20 protein-coding genes and 1 tRNA gene are annotated in these 26,986 nt (G+C 43.6%); 3 read left to right on the forward strand and 18 right to left on the reverse strand.

The window, feature by feature from the left end; translation table 11 throughout:
- Positions 1-45: 45 nt before the first annotated feature.
- A tRNA-Arg gene (locus PSU72_RS12370) sits at positions 46-122 on the forward strand.
- Positions 123-228: 106 nt separating this feature from the next.
- Here PSU72_RS12370 and PSU72_RS12375 read toward each other — a convergent pair.
- The 5 genes from PSU72_RS12375 to PSU72_RS12395 form a co-directional block, all read right to left on the reverse strand.
- Positions 229-483 carry a hypothetical protein gene (locus tag PSU72_RS12375; RefSeq protein WP_300432892.1) on the reverse strand — a complete coding sequence of 85 codons (255 nt, stop codon included), beginning with the start codon at positions 481-483 and terminating at the stop codon, positions 229-231.
- Positions 484-584: 101 nt separating this feature from the next.
- Complete coding sequence (locus tag PSU72_RS12380; RefSeq protein ID WP_300432893.1) at positions 585-1,391, reverse strand: hypothetical protein; 807 nt, start codon at positions 1,389-1,391, stop codon at positions 585-587.
- Between the two features lie 240 nt (positions 1,392-1,631).
- Positions 1,632-4,745: a CusA/CzcA family heavy metal efflux RND transporter gene (locus tag PSU72_RS12385; RefSeq protein WP_300432895.1), complete on the reverse strand. Its 3,114-nt coding sequence runs from the start codon at positions 4,743-4,745 to the stop codon at positions 1,632-1,634.
- Positions 4,746-4,756: 11 nt separating this feature from the next.
- Positions 4,757-5,959 (reverse strand): efflux RND transporter periplasmic adaptor subunit, encoded by a 1,203-nt coding sequence (locus tag PSU72_RS12390; protein WP_300432897.1) that lies wholly within the window; start codon positions 5,957-5,959, stop codon positions 4,757-4,759.
- Positions 5,960-5,978: 19 nt separating this feature from the next.
- Positions 5,979-7,244, reverse strand: a complete 1,266-nt coding sequence (locus PSU72_RS12395; protein ID WP_300432899.1) for a TolC family protein — start codon at positions 7,242-7,244, stop codon at positions 5,979-5,981.
- A gap of 315 nt (positions 7,245-7,559) precedes the next feature.
- Here PSU72_RS12395 and PSU72_RS12400 point away from each other — a divergent pair, with 315 nt between their 5' ends.
- Together PSU72_RS12400 and PSU72_RS12405 are read left to right on the forward strand one after the other, a co-directional pair.
- On the forward strand, positions 7,560-8,243 hold the full coding sequence (locus PSU72_RS12400) for a response regulator transcription factor (protein WP_300432900.1): 684 nt from the start codon (positions 7,560-7,562) through the stop codon (positions 8,241-8,243).
- Complete coding sequence (locus PSU72_RS12405) at positions 8,227-9,600, forward strand: sensor histidine kinase (protein WP_300432901.1); 1,374 nt, start codon at positions 8,227-8,229, stop codon at positions 9,598-9,600. The genes PSU72_RS12400 and PSU72_RS12405 overlap by 17 nt, the downstream gene beginning before the upstream one ends.
- A gap of 33 nt (positions 9,601-9,633) precedes the next feature.
- Here the strand turns inward: PSU72_RS12405 and ybaL are convergent, their stop codons facing one another.
- From ybaL to PSU72_RS12470, 13 genes are all read right to left on the reverse strand, one after another.
- A complete protein-coding gene (ybaL, locus tag PSU72_RS12410; RefSeq protein WP_300432902.1) occupies positions 9,634-11,325 on the reverse strand; it encodes a YbaL family putative K(+) efflux transporter in 1,692 nt (563 codons plus the stop codon).
- Between the two features lie 241 nt (positions 11,326-11,566).
- Positions 11,567-14,173, reverse strand: a complete 2,607-nt coding sequence (gene pepN, locus PSU72_RS12415) for an aminopeptidase N (RefSeq protein WP_300433300.1) — start codon at positions 14,171-14,173, stop codon at positions 11,567-11,569.
- Positions 14,174-14,272: 99 nt separating this feature from the next.
- Positions 14,273-15,520: a c-type cytochrome biogenesis protein CcmI gene (gene ccmI, locus PSU72_RS12420; RefSeq protein WP_300432903.1), complete on the reverse strand. Its 1,248-nt coding sequence runs from the start codon at positions 15,518-15,520 to the stop codon at positions 14,273-14,275.
- Between the two features lie 18 nt (positions 15,521-15,538).
- Positions 15,539-16,000, reverse strand: a complete 462-nt coding sequence (locus tag PSU72_RS12425) for a cytochrome c-type biogenesis protein CcmH (RefSeq protein WP_300432904.1) — start codon at positions 15,998-16,000, stop codon at positions 15,539-15,541.
- Positions 16,000-16,527, reverse strand: a complete 528-nt coding sequence (locus PSU72_RS12430) for a DsbE family thiol:disulfide interchange protein (protein ID WP_300432906.1) — start codon at positions 16,525-16,527, stop codon at positions 16,000-16,002. Before PSU72_RS12430 ends, PSU72_RS12425 begins: the two co-directional genes overlap by 1 nt.
- Positions 16,524-18,506, reverse strand: a complete 1,983-nt coding sequence (locus PSU72_RS12435; protein ID WP_300432907.1) for a heme lyase CcmF/NrfE family subunit — start codon at positions 18,504-18,506, stop codon at positions 16,524-16,526. The genes PSU72_RS12430 and PSU72_RS12435 overlap by 4 nt, the downstream gene beginning before the upstream one ends.
- 155 nt (positions 18,507-18,661) lie before the next feature.
- Positions 18,662-19,114: a cytochrome c maturation protein CcmE gene (ccmE, locus tag PSU72_RS12440; protein ID WP_300433301.1), complete on the reverse strand. Its 453-nt coding sequence runs from the start codon at positions 19,112-19,114 to the stop codon at positions 18,662-18,664.
- A 7-nt stretch (positions 19,115-19,121) separates the two neighbouring features.
- A complete protein-coding gene (gene ccmD / locus PSU72_RS12445; RefSeq protein WP_300432908.1) occupies positions 19,122-19,286 on the reverse strand; it encodes a heme exporter protein CcmD in 165 nt (54 codons plus the stop codon).
- Positions 19,286-20,035 carry a heme ABC transporter permease CcmC gene (gene ccmC, locus PSU72_RS12450; RefSeq protein WP_300432909.1) on the reverse strand — a complete coding sequence of 250 codons (750 nt, stop codon included), beginning with the start codon at positions 20,033-20,035 and terminating at the stop codon, positions 19,286-19,288. Before ccmC ends, ccmD begins: the two co-directional genes overlap by 1 nt.
- A gap of 120 nt (positions 20,036-20,155) precedes the next feature.
- Complete coding sequence (gene ccmB / locus PSU72_RS12455) at positions 20,156-20,824, reverse strand: heme exporter protein CcmB (protein WP_300432910.1); 669 nt, start codon at positions 20,822-20,824, stop codon at positions 20,156-20,158.
- The gene (gene ccmA, locus PSU72_RS12460) at positions 20,821-21,438 is read right to left on the reverse strand and encodes a cytochrome c biogenesis heme-transporting ATPase CcmA (RefSeq protein ID WP_300432912.1); all 618 of its coding nucleotides are present in this window, start codon (positions 21,436-21,438) and stop codon (positions 20,821-20,823) included. The genes ccmB and ccmA overlap by 4 nt, the downstream gene beginning before the upstream one ends.
- On the reverse strand, positions 21,438-23,765 hold the full coding sequence (locus tag PSU72_RS12465; RefSeq protein ID WP_300432913.1) for a hypothetical protein: 2,328 nt from the start codon (positions 23,763-23,765) through the stop codon (positions 21,438-21,440). The genes ccmA and PSU72_RS12465 overlap by 1 nt, the downstream gene beginning before the upstream one ends.
- An 88-nt stretch (positions 23,766-23,853) precedes the next feature.
- Entirely contained in the window at positions 23,854-26,955 is a 3,102-nt protein-coding gene (locus PSU72_RS12470) for a hypothetical protein (protein ID WP_300432915.1), read from the reverse strand.
- Positions 26,956-26,986: the final 31 nt, after the last annotated feature.

Raw genomic sequence — 26,986 nt, forward strand, 5'->3', positions numbered from 1 at the left:
AAAACACATGGAAAGCCATGGTTTGCTATAATGCGTGCATTATTTGCGCCCGTAGCTCAGCTGGATAGAGTGTTGGTTTCCGAAGCCAAAGGTCGTGGGTTCGACTCCCGCCGGGCGCACCAATAATATCAATTAGTTAGCCTGTTCTAACTCTGTCGGAATACCTAAAAACTCACCTTGTGACACAGTGAGACGTAACTTTTTATCAATAAAAAAACTTATAGATATCTAAACGTCTTTTTGGATACATTTAGCCGTCATTGCTTCATGGTATATTTTTTCAATAGCGGCGGAATCTAAAGCCGGTGTTAAAAGCTTTGCACTAAATGCTTTACATCTTGAGTTATCTATAATGAGCTCTTTAGTTAATTTAGCTTTTTCATTCATTGTGATTGGATCTTGATGTTTGGAACAAGCCACCATTAAGCAAATTAGGGTAAGTCCAAAAAAATACGTTAGCAAAAGTTTTAATTTAAGATTCATCAATAGACACCAATCTAAAGCTATGAAAGAGGGGAAATGACAGAAAGCTATAAACTAAATATATATGCTGAAACAGCAATTAAACATATATCCACAATAGATTAGAATCGCATTCCAATTGTAATTCTAGTCATATCATCCTGAGTAAAATTTACTTTTGGATCATATGCAATTCGTAAAAAATAGCTTGGCCAATCATAGGTAATAGATGCACCAACGCTATTAATCGACTGCCCAGGATCTGTAGGGCCACTTTTATTAAACACATCAAGTGAAATGCGTTGTTTGTTTTGCAGAGGGAACTGCATCAATAAATGCGTATTCTGCTGTCCAGGTACGACTCTGACGTCACGCACCATAAATAGAGTGACGCTGGAACCATTTTCTTTTTTATAACCTACCCCAAGCGTAATTGCATCATTAGGGTCAAAGTTAAGGTTGGCGTAAGGCTTTAGATTTGTTACACCATAACCAATCATTCCAAAAAATGGATCGGTTGTAGTCGCTGTAATTGAACCTCCGAGAAACCCATGGGTTGCGACTTGTAGCGACGTATCTATGTTTACCATTAAGAACTGATCAGTACGTTCATACCCACCCCGCCACTGGTCAAACCCCGTTGAATTTTCTTTGTAGTAGCCAACCCAAGCTCGCTGGTTATCTCTTTCAGCTCTTATATTAATATCGTTTGCATGCACACTTTGTGTGGAGTAGTCACCGAGACTGAGTTTATATTCAATCGGTTTATCCGCCTCTAAGCTGATGTCAGGCGCAGGCTTTGTTGTATCAGCAAATGCACAAGTACTCTGCATCAAGAAAAATGCGATATAAATGAATAAATTTTTTAACATATCTATTTTTGACCTATAACTTACAGAAGCTACAACTTTCATCAGTTTTTGTAACAAGCAATTACAGATGACATTGAGCTCACTCCAAATATTTTAAACATAGAAATTCATGAATCATTAAAATTTAAGTGAGTCAGCTAATACTTAATCTGACATTAGCTGCTTAAGATTGCCATCATCAACGCTACAGTTGATCAATTTTAGGTACGTAAGATAGTAAAGTAGGCTAATGAATTTGCCTTCACTTCTAGATTACCTTTCTCAATATTGACGCCAATATTATCCACCAAAGTGAATTTAATAAAGAGCTGTTTCTTCGCTTTCGTTTGAATTGGATTTTCCGCCATATCTTTTAACTACCCATAAATACACAGAAGGCAATACTAAAAGTGTCAATAATGTTGCACTAATTAAGCCCCCTATGACAACTACAGCTAGCGGCCTTTGTGTTTCTGCGCCAATATTATGTGAGAGAGCCATAGGTAACAAGCCAAACATCGCAAGTAAACCAGTCATTAAAACGGTACGCAGGCGTGACATTGCACCTTCTTGCACGGCTTCCTCTGGAGTCTTGCCTTCCGCAATCAACTGGTCAAATACTGATACCATAACAACACCATTAAGCACAGCTTGTCCGAATAAAGCTATAAAGCCAATAGCGGCTGAAACTGACAACGGAATGCCTGTAATATATAACGCAACTATGCCCCCAATTAACGCGAATGGAATATTTGCGACTATCAATAAAGCATTCTTAAAAGATCCAAAAGCATCGAATAGCAATACAAAAATAAGTAATATGGAGAGTGGAACAACAACTGCCAACCTTGCCATTGCACGCTCCTGGTTTTCGAACTCTCCAGACCAAGAGACAATGACATTATTCGGGATGCTGACAGAAGATTTTACCTTGGCTTGCATATCGGCCACTACGCTACCCATGTCGCGATTTTTAATAAAAATGCCTACAGAAACCACCCGCTGACCATTTTCTCGCGCAATATTCATTGCGCCAACGGTTTGTTTAAAGTGTGCAAGCTCACTAAGCGGTATCTGTGCTCCGCTTGGTGTAGCAATAAGTAAATCGTCTAATTTGCTAAGTGAACGCTGTGCTTCAGCTAAACGAACAACAACCGAAAAGTGACGCTCACCTTCCCATAATTCAGTCGTAGCCTTACCCGCTAAAGCTGTTTCTATCACATCTTGAATGTCGCCAATATTGATCCCATAACGGGCGGCAGCATCGCGGTCAATATCAATGACTTCTTGTGGCAAATCACCATCACGATCGATATAAGCATTTGCAACACCTGCTACCGTAGAAATTTGCTGGGTAATTATTTTTGCCGTTTTTCTTAGAAGCGCCAAATCATCACCATGCACTTTTATCACAATCTGACCATCAATCTGCGAAATGCTTTCCAGCACATTATCTCTAATTGGCTGTGAAAATGTTGCTTCTACTCCAGGTAATGCTGAAACAGCATTACCCATCTCATTAATAATTTTTTCTTTTTTATAATTTTTACGCCAATTTTCCTCTGGTATGAGTTCTACGAAAAACTCCCCACCATTAAATATCTTCGGGTCTGATCCATCATCAGGTCTGCCAATTTTTGAAATAACAGTTTTTACTTCTGGCACAGTATGTAATGCCGTACGAATTCGCCGAGCTGACAATAGTGCTTCTGCTGGTGAAACTGATGAAGGCAATGTGACGTTTACCCAAATCGACCCTTCATCAAGCTCTGGTAAAAACTCTGTACCAATTTGAGTACCTAAAGCCAACGCAGCTACCAACAAAACTAAAGCTATGCCAATTACTTGTTTTGGACGAACTACAGCCCATGAGAAAGCTGGCTGGTAGATTTTCTTAAACCAGCTAAGTAAGCGATTATCATGATGTGGAATACGGTCACGCAACAACCACAAACATAGTAAAGGCACTACCGTGAGTGATAATATCAATGAGCCAATTAATGCTGAAGTCACTGAAAAAGCCATTGGGGAGAAAATTCTCCCCTCTGCACGTTGCAGCGTGAAAATTGGAATATGCGCTGCAATAATCACCAGCATTGAAAATAAAGTGGGGCGACCAACTTCGGTAACTGCTTTATAGATGGTCTTTCTTCGTTCATTAAAGTTGTTTTGTGCCCCGTCACTCATACTACCAAGCCGCAAAAATACGTTCTCTACTACAATCACCGCACCATCAACAATAATGCCAAAATCCATTGCCCCTAGTGAAAGTAAATTTGCGGGCATGTGTAAAAAAGTCAGCCCTAGAAATGTTGACAATACAGCAAGCGGAATAATACAAGCGACGATGAGCGCTGCACGTAAGTTACCTAAAAATATTAACAATACAAAAGTAACTAACAACGCCCCCTCAATTAGGTTACCAAACACTGTATGCAGCGTTTTTTCAATCAACCATGATCTATCGTAATATGGCTTTAACTCTACACCTGGTGGCAGCCCATGGTCATTAAGATCGCTGATGGTTTGTTTGATGCCTTTCAGTAGTTCGGAAGGGTTCTCACCTTTGCGCATTAGGACTAGGCCGTTAACTATGTCATCAGTATCATCTTGACCCACTAAACCTTGTACTGGTGCATTAGCCTCCCTAACAACTGCCACATCCCTTATCAGTATAGGTACGCCCTTGCCATTGTCACCTACTACCACGCGATCAATATCTGCCGAGGTTCTGAATGTTCCCAAAGAACGAACTAAGAACTGCTGAGGTCCCTGTGAAACTGCGCCTCCTCCAGCATTGGCATTTGCACGCGTTAAAGATGAGAATAGTTGAGCCAAGGTGATCTTCGCATCTCGCATTTTGGCTAAATCAGGATTGACCTCGTACTGCTTAAGTGCACCGCCCATAGAAACGACATCAGCAACCCCAGGCACTTTCTTAAGTGCTTTTTCAACCACCCACTCTTCAATCTCTCTTAGTTGACGTGAATTAAGGTGATGGCCTTTAACGCGATAACGGTAAATTTCTCCAATGGAAGTAGATAGCGGCGCAACATCAGGCTCAACTCCTGCAGGCAAATCAATGCCTCTTAAGCGCTCAAAAACAAGCTGCCGAGCCTCTTTATCCGTTGGTTTGTCATTGAACGTAATCATCATGTAAGACAAGCCAAATTGCGTATGTGTAAACATACGCACCATATTTGGCATGCCGGACATTGCTACTTCAATTGGGATAGTGACTTGCTTCTCAACTTCTTCTGCAGCACGTCCCGAGTATTGCGCAACAATATTGACTTGTGTATCAGATACATCAGGAAAGGCTTCAATAGGTAAGTTGATGAACGCAACGACACCTCCTAGCGCAAACAGCACTAAGCCTAATACTACAAATACTGGTTGCATTAATGCAAATCTTACAATGCGGTTAATCATAATTCTTGTTCCTAGTTAACCTGCATTGGTTTTGGCGTATCAATACTTTGTGCCGCCACTTGAGATTTGCTTTCCTCAATCAGCTTTTCTAGAAAGAGTGCGCCATCTAAAACCACCTCATCACCTTTATTTAACCCACTTGAAATTGTCACCCAATCATCATTACTAGCGATGGGCAGAATGACCTTACGGGTATAAGTGCCTTCGGAAGTTTTAACAAATACCATTTTTGTAGACTCTTTCAAGAATACTGCTTTTGCAGGTATATCCAGTGTATTGTTAGCCGTATTACTGAGCTGAGCCGTGACGTACATTTCCCCCTTTAATTTAAGATCTAAGTTGCGTAGTTTTGCACGTACTTTCAGCGTATGACTTGCAGGATCTAATGCATCTTCAATGAAATCTATTTGTGCATTAAATGTTTTGTTTGGCCATGCACTAGAGTGAAGTGTGACTTGCATGTCTTTATGTATGGAGCTGATCGCTTGCTCGGGCGCATCTATCCAGCACCACAGATAAGTTGGATCGCTTACGACAAATAAAGGTGAAGTAGCTTGATCTGACCTCAGCTCCATTCCAGGATTAGTGTTGCGTGCGACCATCATTCCAGCAATAGGGCTTCTAATGGTGAATTTTTGATCAACTGCATCGGTAGCACCTAATGACCGAAGTCTTATTTCTGCTCGAGCAGCTTCTGCTTTGCTGTTTAATAAGTCAGTTTGTGATTGCTCAAAATCCTTGCCCGCGATAATGCCCGCATCTGCCAAATATTTATTCCTTGCATGGTTTCTTTCCGCTTGGGCTAGCTCCGACTTTGCTCGAGCTACATCTGCTTGTGCGCTACCCAGATCTGGTGAACTTAAATGCGCCAAGGCTTGATGCTCCTTAACTGGTTTACCAACCTGTACTAAAACATCCACTAAACGTCCATTGATAGGCGGTGAAACCCGGGCAGTATGATCTTCATCCCAAGCAATACGGGCTGGAAAGCTGACTATATTATCTTGAGAAGAAATGACAGGTGCTGTGATTACACTCTGTTTTAAACGAGAGTTTGCTGAAAAGTGAACGGCATTTTCTGAAATGGTTGGCTCATCAATTGAAGGAACATCTGCTTTTACAGGTTTTTGACACGCCGTCAATTGAGATAAAAGAGTCACCGCTATCAATGTATGCATTAAGTAGCTTCGTGTAAGTACATTAGAAATCATCATGATCACTTCGAGTTATTCATTAGTTAATATTATTTGCAGATATGGATTGATTGCGAGTAAAAATGGAGCGCGCCAAACTAGCTCGCGCACTTAACGTGTCCAAGCGTGTTTGGCGCAAAATCCGCCTTGCCTCAAGTAAATCCAATAAACCTAAAGCGCCTTTTGCGTAACCTAACTCAACAGTGCGGGCAACATCTTCAGCATGTGGTAGCAGCTCTTTCTGCAGAAGTTGCAAGTTTTCCTGCGCATTTCCCATATCAGTATTCATCCGTTGCCACTCTGATTTTGCATTTGCTTCTATATGCGCTAACGCTTCTTTTGCTGCGTCATAATTACTGGTAGCTAGTGCAATTTCACCTTCATAATGATTGTTGACTGTCAGTGGGAAACCCAGCGTAAAGCTAATAGTGTCTCCAGTGCCAGTTGCATTATTTGCACTTGTAGGCCAATGGTCATATTGCACACCAGCAGTAATGTCAGACTTCAGTTGTGCTCTAGCCAATTCAAGCTGCTGACTAGCCGCCTCAACACGCAATTTAGCCGCTTTCACGTCAGTGCGGCTATCTAGATCAAATTGCTGCATCTCAACAGGCTCAACATCCAAGATTGTAGAGTCAACCGTCAAGGCGTCTGCCTGATGTTCCCAGTCCAAAAGACTTGCTAGCGTGATTTGTGCTGCTTTTGCGTCAGACTGCGCCTGATGTAAATCTATCTGGGCCCGATTAGCATCAATTCTTTGGCGCTCTGCATCAAGAGGCGACAAGTCTCCCTTTTCTAGGCGAATGCTATTGGCACGGAGTGTTTCTTTATACAAATCGACCATTTGTGACAATAAATTAATCCGCTCGGTACTAGCAGCTACATCTACCATTGCCGACAATAGAGCAATGCTTTGCTGACGTTCTGTTTCAAGTACATCTTGCTTGGAGGCTGAGACGATGCCTTGTGCCGCCTTAACTCTTAAGTTACGTTTATTTCCTCTTTCGATTAATTGTTCATAGCGGACTGAAGTATCAATTGTTTTGTCAAAATATGAACCCGCACCAATGCCAAGTTTAGGGTTTATATTACCAACGCCAATACTTAAATTTGGATTCTGGGTTTCGCCGGCTTGAGTCAGGTTAGCTTCATTAGCAATAATGAAGCGGCGACTATCAACAATTTCAAGGTTGCACTGTAATAAGCGATTCAGCGCAATATCCTTAGTAAGCACCGCTGGTGGGGCTTCTGTTTGGCAATGTTCGGATGCATAAACTGAAGCTGAGAAAATGATGCAGCAGCTCATCAGAGAAGTAACTAAACGCTTAAACTGAAGCTTAAAAAAAGTGATGTATTCGCAATTACATTGCTCTTTGAGTAGCCGTGGATAGATGTTCATGCACTTGGTCATATAGATTTGCTTTTAAGAAACCAGCGGTTCCGTTGTAGTGTTTATAACAAGATTGCCGGATTCTACAGATGCAACCTTGCAAGAACATGTATGGAACCTTTCAGCAAGCTTTCATTACGAAAATTTCTACTTGGAATCATCAAAGTACAGCTAACAGGGCTGGAATCACTGAGTTATACTTAAAACAAGAAATTTAACGTTGAGCTTATAATGCGCATATTATTGGTGGAAGATGACACTTACTTAGGCGAGAGTACCGCAAGAGCGCTACGCTCCCAGCAGTGGTTTGTGGATTGGGTCAAAAGCGGTGACTCTGTTATGAATATGTTAGGTCTTGCTTCTTATGATGCAATTATTCTAGATGTTGGTTTGCCTGGTATGGACGGCTTCGAAATTTTGCATAGTTTGCGCGCCCAAAACAACACTCTGCCAGTGTTGATGTTAACAGCTCGCGATACTATTGATGATCGAGTATATGGATTTCAACTTGGTGCTGATGATTATTTGGTAAAACCATTTGCTTTGAAAGAGCTCGTCGCTCGCATTCAAGCCATTACGCGGCGCTTTCATACACGCCAACATAACGAAATTATATTCGGCATTTTACGCATAGACTTAACTGCCAAGCGTGCCTATTTATCGGATAAATCGCTCGAACTATTACCTCGAGAGTGGGCTGTACTTGTGTACATATTGAACAATTTGGGCAAAGTAGTAAGCAAGGAACAAATTTTGGAAGCAATTTCTGACTGGGACGAGGCACCATCAAGCAATGCCATTGAAGTCTATATTTCGCGGCTCAGGACAAAACTCACTCCTGCTGGAATTTCAATTCGGACAATTAGGGGATTTGGTTATCTGATAGAGGAGTCTGTCAATGGAATCCAGCCTTAAAAAGCAATTGCTTATCTGGCTGATAGTACCAATGCTAGTGATTGCTCCTGTGGCAGCAGCATTCCAATATTGGCTATCTCTCAGACCTGCGAAACAAGAGTTTGATCACCAACTCGGTGATTATGCCATCGCAGTTTCAAGTTTTTTAAAAGTGGATGGGGAAAGCATTCATTTCAAAATGACGGATGAAGCGATACATCTGCTGCGCACAGATCAAATTGATACTGAATTTTTTCTGGTTGCATCTCCTGATGGTAAGGTAATCGCTGGAGATCCTGTACTGAATACCCCTGAAGGTAAAGTTGCTGCGGGCGAGTTACGTTTTATAGATCGTGAAATCAACGGTCATGCACTGCGCATGGTGATTTATGGCGTAGCTTGTGGCCAAAACTCATGTCAAGTAAGGGTTGCTGAAACCCTGCGCAAAAGAGACAAGGTACAGACTCAAGCACTTATCACGACGCTACTGTCGATTCTCATATTGAGTTTGACTACAGCGGCAGTGGTTCTGGTAGCTGTAAAACATGGCTTAAAACCTATGCAGGATCTTCGCGCTCAACTTGCTGATCGAAACTTTTCTGACCTGCAAGCTATAAGCTTACCGCATGCACCATCTGAATTGCAGCCACTCATTACAACACTCAACCATCTGTTCAAGCAACTTAGTGACGCCAGTAATGCACAGAAAGCCTTTCTGGCTGATGCAGCTCACCAGCTTCGCACTCCGCTAACAGCGCTTCAAACAGAATCAGAGCTAGCATTGTTGGAACCTCATCCAAAATCACTTAACACCACTCTAGAGCGCCTCAATCGTTCTGCAAGCCGTGCTGCGAAGTTAGCAAACCAATTACTGGCGATTGCTCGTGCAGATCCCAACAGTCAAAACTCAAGAGAGTTTACACACATCAACCTCAAGGATATTGGTGCTGAAGCTGCAAATGAGTGGTCCAGTCTAGCATTCTCAGCTGGTATTGATTTAGGATTTCAATTGCTTACAGCTCCCGTATATGGGCAATCAACTTTACTTCAGGAGCTATTGTCGAACCTTATCCATAACTCAATTGAACATGCGGGTAAAGGTACTCAAATTACTGTAAAAACCTATGTTTTAGCGCAATCAGCTATTCTTGAAGTAGAAGATGATGGTCCAGGAATAGATTTTGAAGAGCGTCAAAAGGTTCTACAACGCTTCTCTCGCGGTAGCCAAGCTAAAGGGTTCGGTAGCGGACTGGGCTTGGCAATTGTCAATGACATAGCACGAATTCATGGAGCAAAGCTCATATTAACAACACCTACTACAGGTAAAGGATTACTGGTGCGTATATTATTCCGAGTTGATTCGGCTAGTGCCGGCTGAGGTAGTTCTATTTTTTTATACTAGAAAACTAAACTATTGCGGAATGTACTGCTCAACAATGAACTTGCTCATTCCATTGGCGAGCTCTTCTTCACCATAAAATACTTTGCCGATATTCTCCGTGGTTAATAAATTTGATTCATCTTCGTTGTGCGTTCTGACAACAATTTTAATTTCAGGTCGCAGAGCTTTTGCAGTTTCGGCCATTTTTCTGATATTAATCGTATCAGGTGTTGCAATAACCAGCATGGATGCATTTGCAATATGCGCTTGAATTAATACGGCAGGTTCAGAAGCATTTCCCGATACTGCTGGTATGCCTTTTTTACGAAGATTTTCAACGATCTCTCTATTTTCTTCGGCCACAACATAAGGGATGTTGCTATCGCTTAATGCTTTGGCAATTCTTTTTCCAACGCGTCCATAACCCACCAGCACAACTTGGCCTTCTAAGTACTTACGCTCTGTACTCATAGGTAGCTCAGAAAATTGATCTACACGTTGCTCATATTGACGCGCAATTTCAGAGAAACCGAGCACCCACTTTTTAAACGGTTTAATGATTGAGAATACGAGTGGATTGATAGCAATTGAAATTAAAGCACCAGCCAAAATTAAGCTCATGCCTTCAGCGGGCAGAATGCCTAATGAAACGCCCAAGCCAGCAAGAATAAAAGAGAATTCACCAATTTGCGCCAGACTTGCAGCTACAGTGAGTGCAGTGTTGAGTGGGTAGCGAAGTGCTAAAGTGATTACCATGGCAGCAATCGATTTACCAAAAACAATTATGGCTACAACGGCCAATACGCTCATTGGTTTCGCCAATAATATTGAAGGCTCAAACAGCATGCCAACTGACACAAAAAACAGCACCGCAAAGGCATCCCTTAGTGGCAATGATTCTTCAGCTGCTCGATGACTGAACTCAGATTCGCGCATCACCATGCCTGCAAAAAAAGCACCGAGCGCGAACGACACACTAAACAATATCGCAGCACCATAAGCGATACCAATTGCGGCAGAAACAACGGATAAAGTGAAGAGTTCTCTTGAGCCAGTTTTTGCAACATGCCATAAAATCCACGGCAGCAGGCGCTTACCTACGACTAGCATCAAGACAATAAAACCTGTCACCTGCAAAAGCGTAAAGCTAATGGTCTGCCATAATGGGGTAGACGTAGCTTCAGTCGTTACGCCGCCTAAAATGGCTGCAAGTGGCGGCATTAACACCAAAACTAGCACGGTCACAAGGTCTTCAACCACCAACCAGCCTACGGCAATTTTGCCATTCATACTCTCAAGTATGCCTCTGGACTCAAGTGCTTTTAATAACACCACAGTACTGGCACACGATAGTGCCAAACCAAAGATTAAGCCTTCGCCAAATGTCCAACCCCACCAATTGGCGAGCAGCATGCCAAGCACCGTTGAGATTGTCATTTGTATGATAGCGCCGGGTAAGGCGATGCGCTTTACAGACATCAAATCATTAATGGAGAAGTGCAAGCCTACGCCGAACATGAGCAGCATGACGCCAATTTCTGATAATTGAGATGCGATGCTGACATCTGCAACAAAACCTGGCGTTGCGGGACCAATCAGAATGCCTGCGAATAAGTACCCAACAAGTGCGGGTAGCTTGCAGCGCTCAGCGATAAAGCCAAAAATAAGTGCGAGCCCGAAACCTGAAGCGATGGTTGTAATAAGTGTTAAGTCATGATCCATATGTTTACCTTTTTTATGGCTAAGCATACCAGTCTTTAGTCACGTTCAGATGACTAATGGCACTTTAATGACATCAATTTCTTCTAATAATTGATGTCATTATTAAATGTCAAAATCATATTACTTTCGACTAAATATCAAACTTAACAGATTGTTTGCACATCCTCTTTGAGGTGGCTTTAGCATTGTGAGATGCATCTCGCAATGCTGATGACGCTAGCGCGTTTTCAGTACGATGAACTTAGCCATTTAAGCTTTTACTTACAATCTCGAACACATCATTTGATAGATTGGGTGTGTCCATAATCGCTTGTAGTGCAGCTTTCATATGCGCTTGCAGGGCTGGTGTGTAGCGCTTCCATTCACGGAATGGTGTCACTTGGCGTGATGCAATTTGTGGGTTGATTTCATTCAACTCGATAATTACATCTCTCAAAATGGCATAGCCTTGACCGCTTGGATCATGGAATTTTACTGGGTTGTTGATTGAGAATGCGGAGTAAAGCGAGCGCACGCGATTGGGGTTCTTAATATTAAAGTCTGGATGCTTGAGTAGCTTTGCAAAGTCATCAAATATGGCATCTCTGTTTGCAATCGCTTGCAGAGAGAACCATTTATCCACCACGAGTGGATAGCCTTTAAATCGACGATAAAAATCTGCTAAAACTTCATCGCGTTCAGCTTGCGTACTGTCAGATAGGCAAGATACCGCCGCAACAAGATCGGTCATATTATCTGCCGCATCATAATGCGCCTTTGCAAAGGCTGCGCATCCAGTGCCATTGGTGACAGTTAGTAATTCAAGCACTGTATTTTGTAACGCTCTGCGCCCCATTGCCGCTGGTGATAGTGAAAACTCGCCAGTATTACTGTTGTCTTTATACAAGCGCTGCAAGGCTGCTTTGTGTGTCTGTTTAATTGTTTTAAGTATGTGCGTGCGGGCATTATCTATGGCGGCAGGGTCAATCACATTCTGCGTTTGTGCAATCACTGCTATCGCTGGCAGAGTGAGCGCACGCGCTAGCAATGCTTTATCACCTTGGTTGGCAAGACCTTGTTCAATCATCACGCCAAAATCATCTACAAATTGAGCGATATTGGCTCCTCCATCAGCCATCACACGTTCGATGTTACGCAAAGCGAGCGTTTGCCCTGCTTCCCAGCGGTTGAAACCGTCAGTATCTTTAAGCTGTAATAGACGCAGATCATCATCGCTCAAATTTGTGATTAACTTTACTGGTGCAGAAAAGCCGCGCAAGATTGACGGTACTGGCGGCGTATTCACATGATTAAAAGTGAAGCTTTGTTCACGCTCAGTCACTTCTAATATTTGCGTGTCATGTGTTTGCTCACCCGTTGCATCGAGCAAGCCAACCGCCACTGGTATATGCAGTGGCTTTTTGTCTAGCTGCCCTGGTGTTGCAGATTGAGACTGCTGAAGCGTGAGTGTGTATGTGCTTAGTGCCGCATCATATTGACTACTCACCTTTAAAGTTGGCGTGCCAGCTTGCTTGTACCACAAGAAGAATTGCGACATGTCGCGGCCTGATGCGTCTGCCATGCATTGTACAAAATCATCGCAGGTGACGGCGTGCCCATCATAGCGGTTAAAATATAGGTCAGTAGCTTTGCGGAATGTTTGTTCACCCAGCAAGGTATGCTGCATACGAATGATTTCCGCACCCTTTTCATACACGGTTTTTGTGTAGAAATTACTAATCTCAATAAATTGATCGGGTTGCACAGCATGCGCTAGCGGGCCTGCGTCTTCTGAAAATTGCAGGCGACGTAATGAGTTAACATCATCAATCCGCTGTACAGCTTGAGAGTTCATATCAGCACTAAATTCCTGATCTCTAAAAACGGTAAAGCCTTCTTTGAGCGATAATTGAAACCAGTCCCGGCAAGTCACGCGGTTGCCAGTCCAGTTATGAAAATACTCATGCCCAATCACGCCTTCAACACTCATAAAGTCATTGTCAGTCGCGGTATCTTGATGAGCGAGGACTAGCGAAGTGTTAAAAACATTCAATGAGGTGTTTTCCATGGCGCCCATGTTGAAATCACTGACGGCTACAATATTAAACAAATCCAGCTCGTACTCGCGACCGTATTTCTCTTCATCCCATTTCATGGCTTTAATTAGAGACTGCATGGCATGTCCACATTGTTTCTCGTCACCTGAACGAACATAGATATGCAGGTCGACATTGCGTCCAGACATTGTTTTGAATGTGTCTGCGACTCGTACAAGGTCACCAGCAACCAATGCAAAAAGGTAGCAAGGTTTGGGAAATGGATCATGCCAGACAGTAAAATGGCGTCCATCACCACATTCACCTGACTCTATGAGGTTGCCGTTAGAAAGCAGTACTGGATATTTGCTTTTATCACCCTCAACACGCACTGTAAAAGTGCTAAGTACATCTGGGCGATCTTGAAAGTAAGTGATGCGGCGAAAGCCTTCAGCTTCACACTGCGTGCAATAAGTGCCTTGAGATTTGTATAACCCCTCTAGCAATGTGTTGGATGCTGGGTCAATTTCCGAAGTAATCGTCAGTGTGAATTTCTCACCTGCATTATTGATGGTCAAGGTATCGTCATCGACGATGTAGCTATCAAACGGCTTGTTATCAATCTCAACAGAGATAAGGTTCTGACCTTCACCATTTAAGATTAAGTCATTTGAAGCACTTTCTGGATTTTTAAAGTATTGCACCTCAGACTTTACAATTGTTTTATCTTCTAACAATGTAAAGCTGAGGTTTACATGCGCAACTTTATAAGAAGCTGGCAGATAATCTTTTAAATATATAGTCTTAGGTGTCAGGTCTTTTTCTGTCGGCATCATCATAATCTTTGCTGGTTATGTTTCTTAATCATTATTAAAGGGGCGGATTCAAAACCAACCGTCACAGCTTATCGCCTAGACGAAATTAGCGACTATTTATTTAAGCAGTTCATTGATTTCAACATCAACTTTGCTACTATTAGGTTTAACTGCGGATGACGTGCCTTGTAAGTCACCCGCTTGCGGTTTAGCATCACCAGTTTTAGAGATTCGCGCTACGATGACCACTTCAGCAGCTTGTGAAAGTTTATTCGCTGGCATTAAGCCTTTACTGTCATCTAAATGATAAGTGTAAGGTAAGTCTTTTACCGTGATGCGTTCAATTGCAAGCGGCATACTTGCGCCTTGTGCGGCACGTGCATACACAAACACTGTGGCTGCAGGGTCAATATTGGCAGCTAGCGCTGGTGCTAATTTAACTGCTCCGCTGACGCCTTGAGTGGCTTCGGCTGGTGTTGCTGATTCAGCAGTCGCAGGTGCTTTGACACCAGCTAATCGATATACCTCATCTAGGGATGCTTTTACTTTAGGCGCAATGTCAGAATCGGCTGGCAATTCTTTTTGCAGGTTCTGCCAATAAACGATGGCTTGTTTGTAATCTTTGCGATTGGTTGCAGCCGCAGCAGCTAGCAACAACGATTTAATATGATGCGGATCTAACTTTAAAGCCTGATTCACTAATTCTGTTGGTTTACCAGCTAAGTTATAGCCGTTTGATACCGCTAAAGCATCTGCATAATCCGCTAATAATTGTGCATCATTCGGAATTATTTTTACCGCTTTCTCATAAGCAGGAACGGCATCAGAGGTACGGCCTAGTTCTACATAGGTTCTTGCCAACAGCGCCCAACCTTTACCGTCGGCCGGGTTTTGCGCTAATTTAGCATTCATTGCTGCAAGCAGAGGCTCTACATCACCAGCCCTTGCGCTCTGCTCTTCTGCACTTTGAGATGCCTCAATAGCTTGGGCTGCATTTGGCAAACTAATTGCAGCTGGACTACCGATTTTGTAATAAATAAAGATTGAAGCTAATGGTAATACTATTAACAAAATCAAAGCCAACATACGGTCTGGCTTGCTGCTGCCCGTTAGCACGTTATTTGTGCCAATTTCATCCAGCATACGTCGCTCAAGTTCAGTTTTAGCAATCTCATATTGCGCAGCATCTAGTATGCCATTGGCTTTGTCTTGCTCTATTTCATCAAATTGCTGATGAAAAATTGCACGTTTTTCCGCATTAGCATCTGTAGTAACAGTTTTATTAGGCTTTAACAAAGCCGGCAGAATAAGTGCCAGCGTAGCGACTATCATTGCAATTACAACTACCCAAAATAACAACATCATGCTTCCTTATTTTATGAATTACTTATTGAGTAACTCGCGTACTTTACGGACTTCTTCTTCAGTCAGCGGGACATCACCAGCCATTGTTTGACGTCTGCGCAACTGTAGAAATAAACTAAAACCGCCAATCAATAGCAAGGCAAATGGCCCTAGCCATAATAAAACGGTGCTCGCTTTAAGCGGCGGGCGATAGCGCACAAAATCGCCATAACGCGCGACCAAGTAGTCAATAATCTCTTGGTCGCTCATGCCTTTAGCAGCCATTTCGCGAATCTCTTGCACTAAATCTTGCGCCAGCTCCGCATGCGAATCTGCCAACGTCTGGTTTTGACAAACTAGGCAACGTAGCTGGCTAGATAAGCGCTGCACTTGCACCTCAACAGCAGCGTTGTCTTGCAGTGGACGTGCGTCTTGTGCAACGGCGTTCAATGCGCAGATTAAAAGGCTAGCGGCAAATAAATGTAGTAGTTTATTGAGCATTATTGAGCCTGCAATTGTTTAACTAATGGGGCGATTTTATCGCGCAATGCTTCCATAGTGATTGGGCCGATTTGCTTGTAAGCAATCATGCCTTTTTTGTCAATCACATAGGTTTCTGGTACGCCATAAACACCATAATCGATGCCCACACGACCATCTGCATCTACTGCGTTAATTGTGTAAGGATTACCAGCCTGATCTAGCCATTGTTGCGCATCTTGATTGTTATCTTTGTAATCTAAACCAACAATAGGCACAAAATCTGATTTAGATAGCTCCACTAGAAGTGGGTGCTCATCTTTACAGGCCGCACACCATGATGCCCATGCGTTAAGTAGCCAGACCTTGCCTAACATTTCTTTAGGAGAGAATGTTTTATCAGCAGCATCTAAACGAGCCAAGTTAAACTGTGGCGCAGGCTTTCCTACTAATGGCGAAGGCACTTCTCTAGGGTTCAAAAACAAGCCTTTAAAAAGAAAACCAACCACCACTAAAAAAATAATTAACGGTAATAAAGCGCGCTTCATGCCGTCACCTCGTCCTCAGTCAACTCGCCATTATTTGAGCTTTTATTACGCTTTTTCATACGATAGCGCCTATCAGATAAGGCCAACAAACCGCCTAATGCCATCAATGCACAACCCGCCCATATCCATTCCACCATAGGCTTATGATAAATACGTATGCTCCAAGCGCCATCGCTGAGCGGCTCGCCAAGTGATGCATATAAGTCGTGAATCACCGCTGGACTAATACCAGCTTCAGTCATCGGCATATTAGTAACGGTGTACAGTCTTTTTTCAGTATTGAGTACAGTGCGCTCAACACCATTTTTGCTCACGCGAATTTGACCTCTATTTGCGGTGTAATTTGGCCCTTGAATTTCATCTACGCCTATAAAGGTAAAATCAAAACCAGCTAAATGTGCAACATCACCAGGTAGCATACGCACAGCGGTTTCTGACTCAAAACCTTTTACTACGGTAACGCCTATAGTAAATACAGCAATGCCTAAATGCGCAATGACCATGCCCCACCAAGCGCGCGGAACGGCCTTGATACGTGAAGTTAAAGATTGTCCCACACCGCGTAAACGATGACGCACCATATTGAACGTGGTCGCGATAATCCAGAAAGCTAAGAATAAACCTAGGCCTATCATTGGCGTTAAATTGCCTAACCAGAGTGGCAGGATAATGGCTGTGGCAATGCTGACGCCAAAAGCCCAGCGCAAACGTATGGCTAGTTCAGGTAATGAAGCATTCTTCCAGCTGGCTATTGGACCAACCCCCATCAAGAACAATGCAGGCGTCATGAGTGGCGCAAATACTGCATCAAAATAAGGAGGGCCTACAGAGATTTTGCCGTAATTTAGTGCATCCAAGAACAACGGATAAAGCGTGCCGAGTAATACCGATATCGCCGCGACGGCTAACAAAACGTTATTAGCGAGCAGAAAACTTTCGCGTGAAACTACACTGAACTTACCGCCACGACCAACCGTTGGTGCGCGCCAAGCAAATAACGCCAATGAACCGCCAATTACAATCACTAGGAACGCTAAAATAAATACGCCGCGTCTTGGGTCTGTGGCAAAAGCATGTACAGAAGTCAGTACACCTGAACGCACTAAGAATGTTCCGAGTAGGCTTAAAGAGAATGCGCAAATCGCGAGTAATACTGTCCAAGCTTTAAAGCTGCCGCGTTTTTCAGTGACCGCTAGCGAGTGAATAAGCGCAGTACCCACTAGCCATGGCATGAATGATGCGTTTTCTACCGCATCCCAAAACCACCAACCGCCCCAACCTAGCTCGTAATACGCCCAGTTACTACCACCTAAAATACCCAAAGTTAAGAACACCCATGCCAAAGTGGTCCAAGGGCGCGACCAGCGCGCCCAAGCGGCATCTAGCTGACCGCCAATCAAAGCGGCAATGGCAAAAGCAAATGCCACTGAAAAGCCAACATAACCCATATAAAGCATAGGTGGATGAAAGATCATGCCCGGATCTTGCAACAAAGGATTTAAATCACGGCCATCTAAAGCTGCTGGAATTAAGCGATCAAATGGGTTTGAAACCATGAGCATGAACAGTAAAAAGCCTACGCTGATTAAGCCCATGACACCCAAAATGCGCGCACGCATATCATCTGGCAGATGCTTGGAGAATGCACTTACTGCCACAGTCCAAATACTTAATATCAATGCCCAAAGTAACAGTGACCCTTCATGACCGCCCCACACCGCTGCAATACGAAATTGTATAGGCAATTGTGAGTTTGAATTAGAGGCAACATACATGACCGAATAGTCTTTGGTTGCAAAAGCATAAGCCAAGCAAATGAACGAAAATGCAATGAGCAAAAATTGTACGCGTGCGAGCGGTCTAGCTAGCCCCATCCAAGCCACATTGCCACGAGCAGCACCGATGATAGGCAAGCTACCTAGCGTGAGCGCCACCAGCAAGGCGAGAATGAGAGAAAAATGGCCAATTTCAGGAATCACGTTAATATCCTTAGTGAGTTTTAACTATAGTGAATTTAATCTAACTATTTATTGAATTGCGGGTGTTTTGATAATTGCATTGAACAGCTTTCTGCAGGTCAGCTTTTAAACCGACAAAGTCAGACTAAAGCCCGACCTACATTTAACAAGCTGTACTATTTCGGCATCACTACCGTTTTACCTTGTTCTTGAGCACGTTTTAGCGCCTCTGCAGCTTCTGGCGGCATATAGTTTTCATCATGTTTAGCAAGCACTTCACTAGCCATAAATATGCCATCTGGACCTAATTTACCTTGCGCTACCACGCCTTTACCTTCTTTAAACAAATCCGGTAAAACACCCTTGTAAACAACTGGTACAGTTTTAGCGGTATCTGTAATAGCAAAATGCACGGTTAAACCATCATCTTGGCGCTTTAAACTATCTTTTACTACTAAGCCACCAATACGGAAGCCAGTACCGTGCGGCACTTCACCTTTATCTACTTGCGTTGGTGTGTAGAAGAACACCATATTGCTTTGGAAAGCATTCAAAATAAGCATTGCGGCTAAGCCTAGCAATGCCAAACCAATCGCTATTAAAATAAATCGTTTATGTCGTGCTTTTATAGCCATATTAACCTTGTGCCAAAATTTTAGATAAACGTAATGCAGCTTTGCTACGTTTGCGCAGAGATATGACTTCCCAAGCGACACAAAGTGCCGTTAAGCCAAAAGAAAACCACACATAAAATGCGTAGCCACCCATATTAAAAAATGCTGACCAACTTGCCCATTGCATTATAATTTGCCTCCTGCTGTGACTGACAGCTCTTTAACCCAATCCGATGAACGCTCACGTTCCAGCATAATGCAGCGTACGCGCATCAATGCAACCGCCACGGTATACATCCAAAAAGCTAAAGCCATCAGCAGCATGCCCATCAACATAGTCGCCGCCATTTTCGGCGCCGCACCCATATTGATGCTGGAACCTTGATGCAAGGTATTCCACCATTTGACTGAAAAATAAATAATCGGCACGTTCACCACACCAACCAGCGCTAACAAAGCCCCCGCTCTATCTGCGCGACGCGGGTCATCAATTGACGCTTGCAAAGCAATAAAGCCAAGATACAAAAACAGTAATATAAGCTCAGAGGTTAAACGGGCGTCCCACACCCACCATGCGCCCCACATGGGCTTGCCCCACAGCGAACCTGTGACCAAAGCAAGTAAGGTAAATATTGCCCCGGTTGGCGCTAAAGCTTGCGCCATCATGGCAGATAATCGCGCATTAAGCGCTAGCCCTAACGCCGCCCAACCAGCCATGACGATATAGATCACCATGGACATCCAAGCAGCGGGCACATGGACAAAGATGATGCGATACGCTTCACCTTGTTGAAAATCAGTAGGGGCAACGGCAAAGCTAATGTACAAACCTGCTATAGCGAAAATTGTGGCTAACCAAACAAACCATGGAATCATTTTTCCAGCTAATGGATAGAAAGTTTGTGGTGATGAATATTTAAACCAATTAATGCTCATAATTTATTTGCTCAAATTGCTCTGTAATTGCATTCAAATTGCACGGTAATGTTACTGTAATTCACGACTGCATTTCACGGCTGTCATTCACAGTGGCGCATATTTTACTCTACATGCGGTTTATTCTACAGAGATACGTAATGCAGCAGCTGTAGCTAATGGTGCTAACACCAAAGCAAGTAAAGAACAGGCAGCCAACAATGAAAGATGCGCCTGTGCACTCATGCCATGCTGACTTGCCGCGACTGCTCCAGCGCCAAAAATCAACACTGGAATGTATAAAGGTAACACTAATAACGCCACCAACAACCCGCTACCACGAACGCCTAATGTGAGAGCAGCACCAATTGCGCCAATTAAACTCAATGCTGGCGTGCCTAACAATAAAGAAATAATAAGCACAAATAACGCGTCGTTCGGTAAGGCATACTGCAAACCAATCAATGGCGCTAACAATACCACTGGCAAACCGCAAACCAGCCAATGAGCCAACACCTTAGCCGTGACCAATAACGTCAATGGCTGCGGCGCGAGTAACATCTGTTCTAAACTACCATCAGCAAAATCTGCGGCAAATAAACGTGTAAGTGAAAGCATGCCAGCCAATAATGCCGCTACCCATAAAACACCTGGTGCGATGCTGCTCAGCACAGTAGGCTCTGGACCAATGCCAAGCGGAAATAAGCTGGAAACAATCAAGAAGAAAAATAGCGTTGTCGCAACATCTGAACGTCTACGGAAAGCTAATAAAAGATCGCGCTTCAGCACGGTCATCCATGCACCGTTCATTCACTTAACCTCAAAGTTTGAGTGGACTGTGCATGAATTGCGACATCTTGATGAGTGGTAAGAATTGCCATTCCGCCACTGGATAGATGCTCCCCTAACTTTGCAGCAAGTATGCTAACTGACGCAATATCTAAGGCAGCAAAGGGTTCATCCAATATCCATAATTTACCTTCTGACAACCAAAGCTTAGCTAGCGTCACTCGTCTTTTTTGCCCCTGCGATAGCACGCGTGCTGGTAAATTTGCACAACGCTCGATTCCAATCGCTGCTAATGCCGCCAATGCTTTATCTTCTGTCACTTCATTACCTGCGGCACGTGCGCTCATGGTTAAATTTTCTAGCGCAGTAAGATCATCTTTAAGCCCGTTCAAATGGCCAATATAAGTGAGATTGGACAAATAGCTTTCAGATTCTTCTTTGATAGGTTTTTTATTCCAGAAAACTGTTCCACTTTCTGGCAGCATCAATCCGCACAGCATGCGCAATAAACTACTTTTGCCACTACCGTTCTCGCCCAGCACATAGAGCAGGCCGCCTGCATTAAGCTCAAACTCTACATTTTTAAACAGCAAGCGATCACCGCGCAAGCATGCTAACCCTTGCGTTAGTAACATTAAATGTCCAAACGGTAGCCGATAAAACTGAAATCGCGGAATGTGCGGGTGTGCCCTGGGTTAAAGCTGTCTGAATTATTTTCATTAGTCACTTCTAAACCTACCTCTGCTTCTATAGTCGCCTTTTCGCGCAGGCGGTAGCTTGCTCTGACTGTCGGGCCAACAACATATTGCACGGAAGCTGGGTCCGACTCAATTCTGAGTAACTTCACCGAGCTATCCAAGCGCCATTTATCACGAGGCACCATTACGTTAGTTAACACTACTGACTGAACACGGCTTGTTGGGCCATCAATATAACTTACACTAATAATCGAAGTATCATCTTTAAATAGCGTGTCTAAACCTACTGCCTGCACATGGTAAGTATATGTATTACCACCTGTAAATGAATTACGCAGATTTTGTCTATCGAGATCACTTAAAAAAGTACCATTGTCTGCCGCTGTTTTTTCAGCAAGTGCTATTGCGCCATTACTGGCATTGGCACTACCAGTTACCCTACTCATTTGAACATCTCCGCCCAATTGCCAGCGAGGCGTCACTTGACGTGTTGCACCTACCAAAAACAAGCTGGTATCCAATGTTTGGTTGATTGCATAATCTCTTAATCCTGACGCAGTTAAAGTATTTGGGGCGCTTATAGTACTACCTATTCGCAATGCCTGACGCAGCGATGTAGGCGTTGTTGGGTAAAACGTTTGATTTTGAAACGCGGGATCAAATAACGCATTAATCAACTGTAACACTGGCGACTTGCGATTTTCCATCAGGATATTATAACTGGTACCTTCTGCCGTTTGCCAGTTACCTTGCAACATAGCAGTATTTAAACGATTAAAATAAGTATCATAATCTACCACTGAGTATAACGATTTTCCCATATCAAAGTAACGCAACTCACCACCTACGCCACGCCTGTCAATTAAGTCATCGACCCTTTGCTCAATGAAAAATGTATTACCACTCCATTTTTCATTAATCGGACCAATATCCAGATTGATTCCATAAAAATGCCGTCTGTAATCAATATTATATTCGTCCAATGCACCTGCAACAAAGTTCAATTTGTATTGCGGCGATAATCCATAACGGAATAATCCACCATCAAAGCGACCTAAAACACCGCCAGAATTACCATTCTGTCTACCGATGCGTGTCATAAAGTCTGAGTCTTTATTCTGCAATTCAACATAAGCAGCTTGCAACCTATTGCGATCTGCCTTATTCGGCAGAAAGTCCATGGTTTGCGTATTACGGATTACAATTCGGTTATCCCACTCGTTTTGGCGGAATCGGGCAGTAAGGTCTATCGCACTCACTAATTGAGACTGATCATGCGTTCCCGTATTTTTGCCAGAGCCTGGATAATTATGGCTGTGCGCATCATAGTAATACTGATTCCAGCTACCATAGACCGTATTTTCGTGGATATCTCGAATTGGCTTTTTGGTTTTAGCCGCATCCGCACTGCTAAATTTATTTGAACCCTCTAACGCGGTTAAACGTTGGCGAACGCGTGTAGCGCCTTCACCCTCTGGATAAAGCTTAAGATATGTTTCATACTCTGCTTTTGCCTTAGACATTTCACCCATTTTTTCACGCGAATTAGCAATTAGCTCTTGGGCATCTTGTGAATGAGTATTGCTTGGCAAACCGAGTACAGCATTCAGTAATTGCACTGCTTTGGGGTAATCACCAACACCTCTTGCTACGCGCGCCTCAGAAACCAACTTTGCGGCATAATCGTTATCACTCATATCAGCAGGCTTAGCTGGAATTTCACCTTGAGGGCCGTGATCAATGACAGGTGCTACTGGCGACTCAACAGCTGGTTCTGCAATGACTTCTGCCTTGTCTTTTGGCACATGAATCACTATACCGCGACCACTATTGTCTGGCGTAACAGTGAATTTGACTGGGCTTTTAAATCGCACACCTATGCTATTAGAATTTTGCTCAGGATAGTTAACGGTAAAACGAGGTAAGAGATTTGTTTTGGGTGAATTTCGAAATTCACGCTGATTTGATAGCGTTTCTTTTGAGAACTGAGGAAACTCTAAAAAGATTTGAATGCGGGAAGTTTCAGTATTTAAGGGTGCATGCCTTAAATAACGCACTTGCGTTAAGAACTCAATATGAATTTCCGTCTCGTTTTGAGCTTGTACGATTTCAACTTTATCAAGAAGTTTATCTGCATGTGCCAACGAAGGCACAAGTGAACAAACAACCGCTAAAACAAGGTAAAAGCTTTTGGATAAATTCACATTAACCCTCATTTCTAAGGCATTAATTGCATATAGCCAAATAGTATTTATTTTTTTCATAAAAGTCAATTACTTACAATTTTAAGATAAAGTTTTTATTAGTTAGCTTCAACAAACTAAGGTGAGAAAAATCTACCTTATGAATCCTTTATTTGTCGAATGTATTAGTGTTGTGACAACCTGAAGAGTTACAGTCTTTAGGTGAATTATGTGATTTTGACTCAACTCCAACATATCTAGCACCATGACAAGATCTACATGTTGCGGTCAATAACGAATGGTTAGGTTTTTTAGGATTACTAAAGCTAGTGGTGCCAGTGTGGCAAGCATCACAAGAAATTCCAATTACAGGCACATGGTTAGATATTACGCCCATGGCAGCGGCGCCATTATGGCAAGTTGAGCAACTACTTGGAGCGATGCCTGTATGGTTAAAGGCTGCGCCAGTAAATGTAGTAGTCGATTTATGGCAAGTTTCACAACCCGCAGTAGTCTGTACATGGTTAGCAGACTTGCCTAACGCTGTAGTTCCATTGTGACATTTCGCACAACCTGTGGTGATGCCAGTATGGTTCATAGTAGCACCAGTAAACGTTGTCGTAGACTTATGACAAGTTTCGCAAGAAGCTGTAGTTTGTACGTGGTTACTTGGCTTGCCTTTTGCCGTTGACCCATTATGGCAAGTTGCGCAGCCAGAAGTGATGCCGGTATGATTCATCGCTCCTGTACTAAATGTCGTCGTCGATTTATGGCAGGTTTCACAAGATGCCGTAGTTTGCACGTGCGTACTTGGTTTGCCTATTGCAGTTGATCCGTTATGACAAGTTGCACAACCGCTGGTAATGCCCGTGTGGTTCATGGTTGTACCAGCAAACGAAGTGGTTGATTTATGGCAAGTCTCGCACGATGCAGTGGTTTTTATATGAGTACTTGGTTTCCCTGCCGCTGTATTACCATTGTGACAAGTTGCACAACCACTCACAATGCCAGTATGGTTAAAGGCTGCACCTAAAAACGATGTTGTTGACTTGTGACAGCTTTCACAAGATGCCGTAGTTTGCACGTGATTACTTGGTTTACCCATTGCCGTTGAACCGTTATGACATTTAGCACACCCCGTCGTAATACCAGTGTGGTTCATCGCTGTGCCAGCGAAGCTTGTCGTAGATTTATGGCAAGTTTCACACGATGCAGTCGTAGCAATATGGGTACTTGGCTTACCTAGTGCCGTTGACCCGTTATGGCAAGTTGCGCAGCCAGAAGTGATGCCAGTATGATTCATCGCTCCTGTACTAAATGTCGTCGTCGATTTATGGCAGGTTTCACACGATGCGGTCGTAGCAATATGGGTACTTGGCTTTCCTTTGGCTGTAGCCCCATTGTGACAAGTAGCACACCCCGTTGTAATGCCAGTGTGATTCATCACAGTTCCAGCAAACGAAGTGGTCGATTTATGGCAAGTTTCACACGATGCGGTCGTAGCAATATGGGTACTTGGCTTTCCTAGTGCCGTTGACCCGTTATGGCAAGTTGCGCAGCCAAAAGTGATGCCAGTATGATTCATCGCTCCTGTACTAAATGTCGTCGTCGATTTATGGCAGGTTTCACACGACGATGTTGTTTGCACGTGAGTACTTGGCTTTCCTTTGGCCGTTGACCCATTGTGGCAAGTGGCACACCCCGTCGTAATGCCAGTGTGATTCATCACAGTTCCAGCAAACGAAGTAGTAGATTTATGGCAAGTTTCACACGATGCGGTCGTTGCAATATGGGTACTTGGCTTACCTAGTGCTGTTGACCCGTTATGGCAAGTCGCGCAACCAGTGGTAATCCCAGTATGATTCATTGCGCCACCTTTGAAGCTGGCGGTGGACTTGTGGCAAGTCTCACAAGCCGCTGCAGTGGATATATGAGTGCTTGGTTTAGAAACTGGTTTAACACCTGCAAAGCCCGTGCCGTTATGGCAACTTGAACAGCCCGCGGTAATGCCTGTGTGGTTCATCGCTGTGCCAGCGAAGCTGGTGGTGGATTTATGGCAGGTTTCACAGGCCGCTGTGGTTGGGATGTGGTTGCTTGGTTTAGCTAAGCCAGAGCCGCCTGTTTTATGGCAGGTTGCACAACCGGTGGTAATGCCGGTATGGTTCATCGCTGCGCCACCTTTGAAGCTGGTGGTGCTCTTATGGCAGGTTTCACAGGCCGCGGTGGTAGCGATGTGGCTGCTGGGTTTGGATTTGATGTTGGCAAAGCCACCGCCGTGACAGGTCGCACAGCCAGTGGTGATACCGGTGTGGTTCATTGCAGCACCCTTAAAGCTGGTTGTGCCCTTGTGGCACGTATCACAAGATGCTGTTGTTGGTACGTGACCAGCACTCATTCCTGACGCAGTTTTACCATGACAAGTTGCACAACTACCTGGCGCAACCCCACTATGATCCATTTTTCCATGTTTAAAACTGGTGGTTGAGTTATGACAAGTTTCGCAAGCCGCAGATGTTTTAATGTGATTACTGGATTTGCCAAGCGCCTTATTTCCATCGTGGCAACTTGCGCAGCCGCCGCTTATACCCGTGTGGTTCATTTTTGCAGGTATCCAGCCAGTTGTCTTATGGCAGGCGTCACATGATTGGCTGGTACTAATATGTCCAGCTTTCTTCCCCGTAGCTGTTTTGCCATGACAAGTCGCACAAGTTCCAGCGGCGACGCCTGTATGATCATGACCTAATGCTGGCAACCAAGCATTAGTGCTCTTGTGACAAGTATCGCAATTAGCCGCTGTTGCAAGATGCTGAGCAGGCTTACCACGCACATTGGTATTATTGTGACAGGCTGAACATGTGCCATTAGTTGCACTGTCGTGCACAAAATTTACCGATGGCCAATTCGTAGATTTATGGCAAGTTTCACAACTTTTATTTGTAGGTATATGCTGACTAGGCTTAGCTGAGGCTGAAGCACGACCACTTTGTACATGGCAACTCTCACACTGTTTAGGAGTTCCCTTGAAAATGCCGTTTGTATGACAGCTTTCGCAGTTAACTTTTAGGTGAGCACCACTTAAAAGGAAACCCGTTTTACTGTGATTAAAATTGGTTGCTGAGCGACCTCTTTGGCTTGCAGCTGAAGCATCACCTGTTGAGAATGATAAAATAATCAATAATGTTGCCAATAACAAAGCAGTCCAGTTCAGCATAGCGAATATACGGCCTGATTGGGTGGAGTCTGCTTTACTTACTGATATCATTGGTAACATTTAATCCTCCTCGAGGAGTTATTGGCGAGCA

The sequence above is a fragment of the Methylotenera sp. genome (genome assembly GCF_029945535.1).
In the GTDB taxonomy this organism is placed as follows: Bacteria; Pseudomonadota; Gammaproteobacteria; order Burkholderiales; family Methylophilaceae; genus Methylotenera.

Coding starts and splice junctions, on each gene's coding strand:
- PSU72_RS12395 (WP_300432899.1), bottom strand. CDS start 7,244: ATGAGCTGCTGCATCATTTTCTCAGCTTCAGTTTATGCATCCGAACAT.
- pepN (WP_300433300.1), bottom strand. CDS start 14,173: ATGCCGACAGAAAAAGACCTGACACCTAAGACTATATATTTAAAAGAT.
- PSU72_RS12465 (WP_300432913.1), bottom strand. CDS start 23,765: ATGAAAAAAATAAATACTATTTGGCTATATGCAATTAATGCCTTAGAA.
- PSU72_RS12470 (WP_300432915.1), bottom strand. CDS start 26,955: ATGTTACCAATGATATCAGTAAGTAAAGCAGACTCCACCCAATCAGGC.
- ccmI (WP_300432903.1), bottom strand. CDS start 15,520: ATGATGTTGTTATTTTGGGTAGTTGTAATTGCAATGATAGTCGCTACG.
- PSU72_RS12425 (WP_300432904.1), bottom strand. CDS start 16,000: ATGCTCAATAAACTACTACATTTATTTGCCGCTAGCCTTTTAATCTGC.
- PSU72_RS12430 (WP_300432906.1), bottom strand. CDS start 16,527: ATGAAGCGCGCTTTATTACCGTTAATTATTTTTTTAGTGGTGGTTGGT.
- ccmD (WP_300432908.1), bottom strand. CDS start 19,286: ATGCAATGGGCAAGTTGGTCAGCATTTTTTAATATGGGTGGCTACGCA.
- ccmB (WP_300432910.1), bottom strand. CDS start 20,824: ATGAACGGTGCATGGATGACCGTGCTGAAGCGCGATCTTTTATTAGCT.
- ybaL (WP_300432902.1), bottom strand. CDS start 11,325: ATGGATCATGACTTAACACTTATTACAACCATCGCTTCAGGTTTCGGG.
- ccmA (WP_300432912.1), bottom strand. CDS start 21,438: ATGTTACTAACGCAAGGGTTAGCATGCTTGCGCGGTGATCGCTTGCTG.
- ccmC (WP_300432909.1), bottom strand. CDS start 20,035: ATGAGCATTAATTGGTTTAAATATTCATCACCACAAACTTTCTATCCA.
- PSU72_RS12375 (WP_300432892.1), bottom strand. CDS start 483: ATGAATCTTAAATTAAAACTTTTGCTAACGTATTTTTTTGGACTTACC.
- PSU72_RS12405 (WP_300432901.1), top strand. CDS start 8,227: ATGGAATCCAGCCTTAAAAAGCAATTGCTTATCTGGCTGATAGTACCA.
- PSU72_RS12390 (WP_300432897.1), bottom strand. CDS start 5,959: ATGATGATTTCTAATGTACTTACACGAAGCTACTTAATGCATACATTG.
- PSU72_RS12400 (WP_300432900.1), top strand. CDS start 7,560: ATGCGCATATTATTGGTGGAAGATGACACTTACTTAGGCGAGAGTACC.
- PSU72_RS12385 (WP_300432895.1), bottom strand. CDS start 4,745: ATGATTAACCGCATTGTAAGATTTGCATTAATGCAACCAGTATTTGTA.